This window comes from uncultured Sphingomonas sp., assembly GCF_937859915.1.
GTDB lineage: Bacteria > Pseudomonadota > Alphaproteobacteria > Sphingomonadales > Sphingomonadaceae > Solisphingomonas.
Genome location: NZ_CALMAW010000075.1, coordinates 1 through 7600, shown reverse-complemented (window position 1 = coordinate 7600; position 7600 = coordinate 1). Strand labels below are relative to the sequence as shown.

The window sequence follows — 7600 nt, the reverse complement described above, 5'->3', positions numbered from 1 at the left end:
CCACCACCACCGGGCCGCTGGAACGCGCCCGAGGCGCGCAGCGCGCGATAGGCGTCGATCAGCGCCTGCGAGGTCTTGAGTTTTTGGGTGAAATTGACGCCCCAGCGAATCTCCTGCCGCCGCTCGCGCGCAAAATTGATCGGGCGCTCGTCGATGCTGTCGAGATCGCCCTCGGCATCGCGCACGAAACGGTCCGGGAAGGCTGCCTCGATCGCCGCGCTGGGCGAGGGGAAGGCGGCGATCGCGTTGCGGATGTCGCTGCGGATGTAGCTCGCCGACAGCGTGAGATCGATCGCCTTGAACGGCTTGAGCGTCAGCCCGAGCTTGTCGACATGGCGGCTGTCCGCCTGCAGGCCGGCATTGCCTCCGGCGGTCTCGGAGACGTTGACGGTCTGGCCGGTGAGATAGTCGTAGACCGGCACCTGCGGCGTCACCACGACCGGCGCGGCGAGCTGCTGGACGGTCGGGATGCCATGGTCGTGCGTGGTCGAGGCGATCAGCGTGATGCCGTCGTGCGGAGTCCAGTTGAGTCCGTAGCCAAGCGTCGTCTCGGTACCGAAGTCGTTATAATGATCGACCGCGAGGTTGGTGTTGGCGGACAGCGTGCCGAGGAACGGCAGGAAATGATGCTTGGCGCTGGCGATCGGCAGGTCGATGTTGAGCTGCGCGCTGGCATCGCTGCGCGACAGGCTGGTGCGCTGGACGACGCCGCCGCGATCGGAGCGGGTGTCGAAGCCGCTGTCGGTGAATCCGGCCTTGAGGCTGGTCGAGAGCGGGCCGGCAGGCACGTCGAACACCGGGCCGTTGGCGACGAACTGAACATTGCCCGCGTTGGAGATGGCGGTCGCCATCTGCTTCGTTCGACCGCCGATCAGCGACGCGGGCAGCGTCCCGAACGGATCGACCGTCGGATCGCCGTCGGCGAGCGCCGCCTGCAGCGCGCTGGTGTCGAGCCCGGTGTCGGTGTCGGTACGCGTGTCGCCATAATCATAGCCCGCCGTGAAGGAGAGCCGCCATTTGGCGACGTCGGCGTTGACCGTGGTGCCGAGATGCGCGGTGATCGTCTGGATGTCCTGGCGCAGCGCATCGGTGCCGAGATAGCGCGCGACGTCGACGTCTTGCCCGAACGGGTTGAACGGATCGTCGGAGGGCACCAGGAGATTGGCCGACGGCAGCCCGCGCAGCGATCCCGAATCGCTGTAGCCGAAGGTGCCGTTGAGCGTCGCGTTGACATGCTTGCCGAACGGATGTGCGAGCACCGAATTGAGCGACACCGTCTTCGCCGACGAGCCGATCGTCCGATAGGGGGTGATGTCGGTGACGTTGGGATCGTTGGCGGTGCCCGCGAAGCCGGCGAGCGTCGGCGCGCCCCCGGCCGCGATCGCTGCAGGGATGCCCGCGACGGAGACGGGCTGGCCGGCCGGCATGCCGAGCGCGGCCAGATCGCCGTCGCCGACCCCGGTGACGTTGCCGACGAGATCATAGGGGCGACCGGTGGTCGACGAGACGATGTCGCGCTGGCTTTCCCTGAGCGCGGCGGTGTCCGTCGCCTTGAGATCGAGGTTGAGACGGTTGTCGCCGCGGATGCGCAGGACGTTGAAGTCGCCGGTGCCGCTCTCGGCGCCGCCGTCGGTGGTGGTCAGCCCGTTGGCCTCGCCGGTGATCGAGTGGAAGCGGCGGCGCAGTACGATGTTCACCACCTTCTGGTCGGCGGTGTAGCCATATTTGAGCGCGACCTCCTCGGGCAGGATGTCGACGCGCAGGATCGCCTCGGTCGGGATGTCCTGGATCTCGCTGAACGCCGAGATGCGCCGGCCGTTGAGCAGCACCACGGGCGAGCTGCTCCCGCGCCCGCGATCGGATCGGATTTCGGGGGCAAGCTCGTTGAGCAGGTCCGACACCGACGAGACGCCATAAGCGCGGATGTCGGCGGGGCTGTATTGCAGCTCGGGGGGAATGTCGCCGACCACCGCGCCGGGCAGCGGCGGGCGGACGCCGTTGACGACAATCCCGGAGTCCTCGTCGTCGGACTGCGGCGGCGGCGCCGGCCGGGCCGCTTTCTGCGCGGTCGCGGGCGTCACTGCCGACAGCAGCAGCGCGACCCCCACCGGCGCGTGAATCAGTCTGGAGCGAAGTGAAGTCTGTCCCGCCATGCGTCCCCCTTAGCGACCGCTTGGCCGGGCTCACGCTACGGCAAGATTGCAAAGCCGAAAGCCGCGCAAATTCCGCTAGCGGCGTGGCGCGGACGCATCACTCTATACGGCCGCGCCATCCCACAAGCCGTTCCGCACCGAGCGACGTCGGAGTGCCGCCACCGTCCGGCGCGGCTTCGACTGCGCTCAGCCCGAACAGAGGAAAAGGACGCACCCCGAACGGGAACGGGGCTACACCATGCTCGGCAGCACCTCGTCGCGACGGATCAGCGCGTGGAACAGCGCGGCGCCGAGATGCGCGAGGAAGGTCGCGAACAGCAGCAGCGCGAGCACCGTGTGCGCGGTCCGCAGCACCGCGAAGACCGCGACGTCGTGCGGCAGGATCGGCGGCAGATGGAGCCCGCCGAACACCACGATCGGCGAACCTGCCGCCGACAGCATCGCCCAGCCGACCAGCGGCAGCGCGAACATCAGACAATAGAGCAGCCAGTGCGATGCCGTCGCCGCGATCACCTGCACGCGCGGCAGGTCGGCGGGCAGCGGCGGCGGCGGGTTGAGCAGCCGGTTGACCAGCCGGATCGCGACCAGCACCAGGATGAGGATCCCGATCGACTTGTGGACCGAGACAAGGCCCGCATAGCGCGGCGAGACGGTGCTCACCATGCCGATGCCGATGAACAGCATCGCCAGCACCAGCGCCGCCATCGTCCAGTGCAGCAGTCGGGAGAGCAAGGTGAAGCGGTGCGCGGGGCGGCTCATGACCGGGCTCCTGCCGATTGATTGGCGACCGCGCTGGGCGGCTTGTGCTCGCCCGAGCGCCGGCGGAAGGACACCGAATAGACCGCCGAGCGCGCGAACGGGATCGGATCGTCCGACGGCGCGATGCCCGGCGGCAGCGCCAGCGGATCGAAATTGACGTCCTGGCAATTGCCCGTCGCCTCGCTCTCGACATGGTCGATCGTCAGTTCGCCCATCACGACGCGGGGGCGATCGGCGGGCCAGACCTCGGCGGCGCGGTTGGGGTCGCCCGGCTGCGCCAGCGTCGCGACCAGCCGCCACTTGACCGGGCCCCGGCGGACGCGGGCGAGCAGGTCGTCGAACATATAGTTGGCGGGCTTGGCGTCGCGCTCGGCGGGGGTGAGCGTCGCGAACGGCTCCTCCGCCTCCATCGACCAGCGGACCAGCCGCTTGGTCCCGTCCGGCGCGACGAACAGGAAGCCGTCGACGCTGTTGTAGGTATCGTCGAAGAAGCCCGAGGCGAGCTTGCGCGCCTTCATACGCGCAAGGAAGGCGACCGTCTCGGGATGCTGGGCGAGGAACGCCTGCATCTTGGCGGGATCGGGCTTGCCGGTCGCGGGATCGGGGGTCGAGGCGACGACATTGTCGTAAAAGGCCTGCGGCGTCGAGACGTGCAAGCCCGGCGTGTCGTTGATCGCCATCCGCCATTCGGGTGCGCCCGCTGGCTGCAGCCGCAGCGCCATGCTGCGCACCGCCTCGGACGAATCCTTGGCGAAGGGATCGGGCGCTGCCTCGGCGAAGCGGCCGGTGACCGGGACGATCGCGCCGCCGAACACCGCCGCCTTCGAGATCGCGCGGCCGGGTGCCGCCCCGACGAACGATCCCGCGATGCAGATCCCCTTGGCATGCGCGCGCCGGAAGCCCGCGTGCGGTCCGCCCGCGGCGGTCTGCATCGCGTCGACGAAATGGTTGGCACCCAGCCGATGCGGGGTGACAAAGCCGCCGACATAGGCGAAGGCACCCGCGGTCGCGGCCAGCACGACTGCGATGGTCAGCGCCTGGACGGGGTTGCGCTTGAGCAGCGTCGCCGTGTCGGGGGTCGGTGCGTTGCGATCAACGTCTCCGGGCATCGGCTTTCTCCGGACAGGTGCATTCGTTCCGGACCCGTCGCGTGTTGGGCCGGCGCCGTCAAGCTGCGATGTGCCTTGCTATCGCCATCCCAGCCGTGATCGGGATCCACGGCTTCGATCCGCAGCGCCGCAGCTCCGGATGCCGGATCAGGTCCGGCATGACGATGTGGATGCCGATCTCGGCGTGGCCTAGCGGCAGTTCCCACCGAGATCGACGCAGCGGCCGTCGACCGGCGGGGTCGGCACCTGCGCGATCGCGGCGAGCGTCGGCGCGATGTCGACGGTCTCGATCGGGGTGGCACGGGTGTCGGCGGGGACGCCGGGCCACCAGAACAGGATCGGCACCTGGCGGTCATGATCCCAGGGCGAGCCGTGGCCGGCGACGACGTCGCCGGGCCCGCGCGGCATGCCGAAGCTGGTGCGGGGGCGATAGGCCACCGCGATGTCGCCCGAACGCTCCGCGTCGTAGCTCTCGTGGAAGCGCTGGAGCGTCGTCAGCGTCGACGGATCGGTACCCGGTGCCACCGTCGCTGCGGCCACTTCGGCGCGCGGATAGACAGCGCGAACCTCGGGCTGCTGCCTGAGCCAGGCGATGGTCGCGTCGCGCACCTTGTCGCGCAAGGCGGAGTCGTTGCCGACGTTGATGGTGAGCTGCTGCGGGTCGTCGCCGACGATCGGCTCGTAGGAGAGGCCGAGCGTCTGCTCGACGCTCTTGTTGAGCTTGGCGACGAACGCCGGGCTGTCGAGCCGCGAGGCGTCGGGATCATGGTCATGCTCGCGCTCGGCGGCGTCGGTCGCGCCATGATCGGCGGTCATCACCACCATCACCGGCACGCCGAGCGCCTTCAGATGATCGAGGAAGCCCCCCAACGTCGCATCGAGCGTCGCCTGCTGGACACACATTTCGGGGCCGCCATTGCCGTAGCGGTGGCCGACATAGTCGTTCGCCGAGAGGCTGAGCGCGAGCACGTCGGTGGCCGGGCCGTGGCCGAGCTTGTTGTCGGCGATCACCTGTTCGGCAAAGGCGACGGCGAGCTGGTCGAACAGCGGCGAGGCGCGCAGATTGTCCTGAAAGTCGGTGGTCGCGGCGAAATGCGGATTGGCCTCGGCCTGGACCGCGAGATCGGGCGGCACATGGCCCGACAGCGCGATCTTGCCGAACGTCGCGGGCTTTTCGAGCGCGGCGCAGGCGGCCGATGCCTGCTGCCACAGCACCGGTTTGGCGCGCGCCCAGCCCGCGAAGGTCGCGGTGTCGAACGCCTCGGCCGGGCGTGTCACCGCCGGCGTCGCGGGGCCGGCGAAGGACGAGGTGGTGAACCCTTCGCCGTCGACCCACCAATAGACGCCGTCGGCATGCTTGCCCGCCATCGTGATCGCGGCGCGGTCCTTGCCCGAGACCGCAAAGGAGCGCGCGCCGGGCTCGGCCGCCTTGACCCAGTCGCCGAGCGTGGTGACGTGCATGTTCTGCGGCCCGCGCGCATTGGGATCGGACGAGCCCGGCGCGGCGACGCAATAGACGGTCGAACCGGTCTTGGCGTCGAACCAGCTGTTGGCGATGATCCCGGTCGCGGCGGGGTGGCGACCGGTCAGGATCGTCGAATGGCCGGGGCACGTCTCGGTCGCGGCATGGCTCTGGTAGCCGACCGGAAAGGCGACTCCGCCCGACAGCGTCTTCAGCCCGCCCGTATAGGTCGGCAGATAATGGCGGTAGAGTTCCGAGGCGAACTGGTCGACCGAGATGGCGACGATCAACTTGGGCCGGACCGGCGGCGGAACGGCCAACGCGGCGCCCGCCGCGAGCGTGGCGAGAAGCGTCGCGGCGAAGGCGGGGATGCGCATGAAGAGCCTCGAGATGGGGGTGAAGACCGGTCCGCCGGATGTCGCCGGATGGCTGCTATATGTTTCAGCTTCGTGACGGCGCCGCTCCGATGCGTGTCGACCACAGTCGACCGGATACGACCATCGTTCGTCCTGCGAAATGAGGATATTCATGTCCATTCCGGTCCGATCGATCGATACGCTGCAGCAACGGCGCCGATACCGTCCCGCTGCGCCGTTGCAGCGATGCCAGCGACGCCGTAGAGATCGGCCTCAGGAATAAGTGTATTGCCAATCTAATACAGTTGTGCGAGGTCTGCGATCATGAGCGAACAGGAATATGACCGGCTTCGGCGCGCGATGGTCTCGAACCAGCTCCGCCCCAATCTGGTGGCCAACATCGCGGTGCTGTCCGCCATGGCGCTGGTGCCGCGCGAGACATTCGTCGGCGAAGGGCAGGGCGCGCTCGCCTATCGCGACACGATCGTGCCGCTGGGCGGCGGCCGCGGGCTTAATCCGCCGGCGGCGACCGGGCGCCTGCTCGACGCCGCCGACCCGCGGCCGGGCGAGCGCGCGCTCGTCGTCGGCGCGGCGAGCGGCTATGTCGCCGCGCTGCTCGTCACGCTCGGCTGCGTCGTGACCGTCGTCGACGACGCCGCGATGCTGGCCACCGCCAAGGCCGCGCTCGGCGGAGGCGTCGCGGTTGACTTCGTCGATGGTCCGCTCGCCGCGGGTGCGCCCGCCAACGCCCCCTATGACATCGTCTATATCGACGGCGGCGTCGAGCGCGTGCCGTCGGCGCTGATCGAGCAGATGGTCGAGGATGGCCGTCTCGTGACCGCGATCCTCGAGCGCGGCGTCAGCCGGCTGTCGGTCGGTCGCAGGGCCGGCGCGAGCGTCGGGCTGCGGGCGTTTGCCGATATCGATACCGTGCCGCTCCCCGGCTTCACGCCGGCGCCGGCTTTCACTTTCTAGCACGAACGGAGGGGGCATGATCCGGGCGGGGGCAGGGGCGGGCGCGGCAATGATCGCGCTCGTCATGGGAATGCTGGCGCCTGCTGCGGCGCAGGCGACGACTCTCGCCGAGGCGCTGGTTGCGACCTATGGCGACAATCCGACGCTGACCGGCCAGCGCGCACAGCTTCGCGCCACCGACGAGCAGTCGGCGATCGTCCGCGCGTCGGGCCGCCCGACCGTCGCCGGCAGCGCGAGCTACACGCAGGGGCTGCAGGGTCTGCGGCAGGTCCAGACCTTCAACCGTTTCCTCAGCGCCGGCGTCCAGCTCAGCGTGCCGCTCTACCAGGGCGGGCGGGTCCGCAATCAGATCCACGCCGACGACGCGCGCGTCGATTCGGGCCGCGAGCAGCTCCGCGCGACCGAGGGCGACGTGCTCGTCCAGGCGGTCTCGGCCTATATGGACGTGCTGCGCGACCGCGCGATCGTCCAGCTCGACATCAACAACATCAAGGTGCTCCAGACCAACCTCGACGCCACCAACGACCAGTTCGCCGCCGGCAGCCTGACCCGCACCGACGTCGCCCAGTCGCGCGCCCGGCTCGAGGACGGCAATGCCCAGCTCACCACCGCGCGCTCGAACCTCGTCAACAGCGAGGAGAATTACCGCCGGGTGATCGGGATGAGCGCGACCGTGCTCGACCAGCCGCCGCCGCTGCCGCCGCTGCCCGACACGCCCGACCGGGCCGAGGACACCGCGATCGCCAACAATCCCGACATCGCCGCCGCCAGGGCCGCGGTGAAGGC

General features: G+C 69.3%; 6 protein-coding genes. 2 read left to right on the top strand and 4 right to left on the bottom strand.

The genetic code is table 11. The annotated features are described in order from the left end of the window. The 4 genes from Q0326_RS09980 to Q0326_RS09965 all read right to left on the bottom strand — a co-directional run. On the bottom strand, positions 1 to 2153 hold a 2153-nt coding region (locus Q0326_RS09980; RefSeq protein WP_298689727.1), incomplete at its 3' end, for a TonB-dependent receptor. A gap of 231 nt (positions 2154 to 2384) precedes the next feature. Further along, positions 2385 to 2912, bottom strand: a complete 528-nt coding sequence (locus tag Q0326_RS09975) for a cytochrome b/b6 domain-containing protein (RefSeq protein WP_298689725.1) — start codon at positions 2910 to 2912, stop codon at positions 2385 to 2387. Further along, entirely contained in the window at positions 2909 to 4021 is a 1113-nt protein-coding gene (locus Q0326_RS09970) for a catalase family peroxidase (RefSeq protein ID WP_298689723.1), read from the bottom strand. Before Q0326_RS09970 ends, Q0326_RS09975 begins: the two co-directional genes overlap by 4 nt. 189 nt (positions 4022 to 4210) lie before the next feature. Further along, positions 4211 to 5860 (bottom strand): alkaline phosphatase family protein, encoded by a 1650-nt coding sequence (locus tag Q0326_RS09965; protein WP_298689721.1) that lies wholly within the window; start codon positions 5858 to 5860, stop codon positions 4211 to 4213. 303 nt (positions 5861 to 6163) lie between these two features. On the opposite strand from Q0326_RS09965, the gene Q0326_RS09960 reads away from it, so the two are divergent. Continuing rightward, a complete protein-coding gene (locus Q0326_RS09960) occupies positions 6164 to 6814 on the top strand; it encodes a protein-L-isoaspartate O-methyltransferase (RefSeq protein ID WP_298689719.1) in 651 nt (216 codons plus the stop codon). A gap of 16 nt (positions 6815 to 6830) precedes the next feature. Then, a partial coding sequence (locus Q0326_RS09955) for a TolC family protein (RefSeq protein ID WP_298689717.1) occupies positions 6831 to 7600 on the top strand: 770 nt, incomplete at its 3' end.

Bases quoted from the DNA above. Each gene is read 5' to 3' on its own strand.
- Q0326_RS09960 (WP_298689719.1), top strand. From the start codon at position 6,164: ATGAGCGAACAGGAATATGACCGGCTTCGGCGCGCGATGGTCTCGAAC.
- Q0326_RS09975 (WP_298689725.1), bottom strand. From the start codon at position 2,912: ATGAGCCGCCCCGCGCACCGCTTCACCTTGCTCTCCCGACTGCTGCAC.
- Q0326_RS09970 (WP_298689723.1), bottom strand. From the start codon at position 4,021: ATGCCCGGAGACGTTGATCGCAACGCACCGACCCCCGACACGGCGACG.
- Q0326_RS09965 (WP_298689721.1), bottom strand. From the start codon at position 5,860: ATGCGCATCCCCGCCTTCGCCGCGACGCTTCTCGCCACGCTCGCGGCG.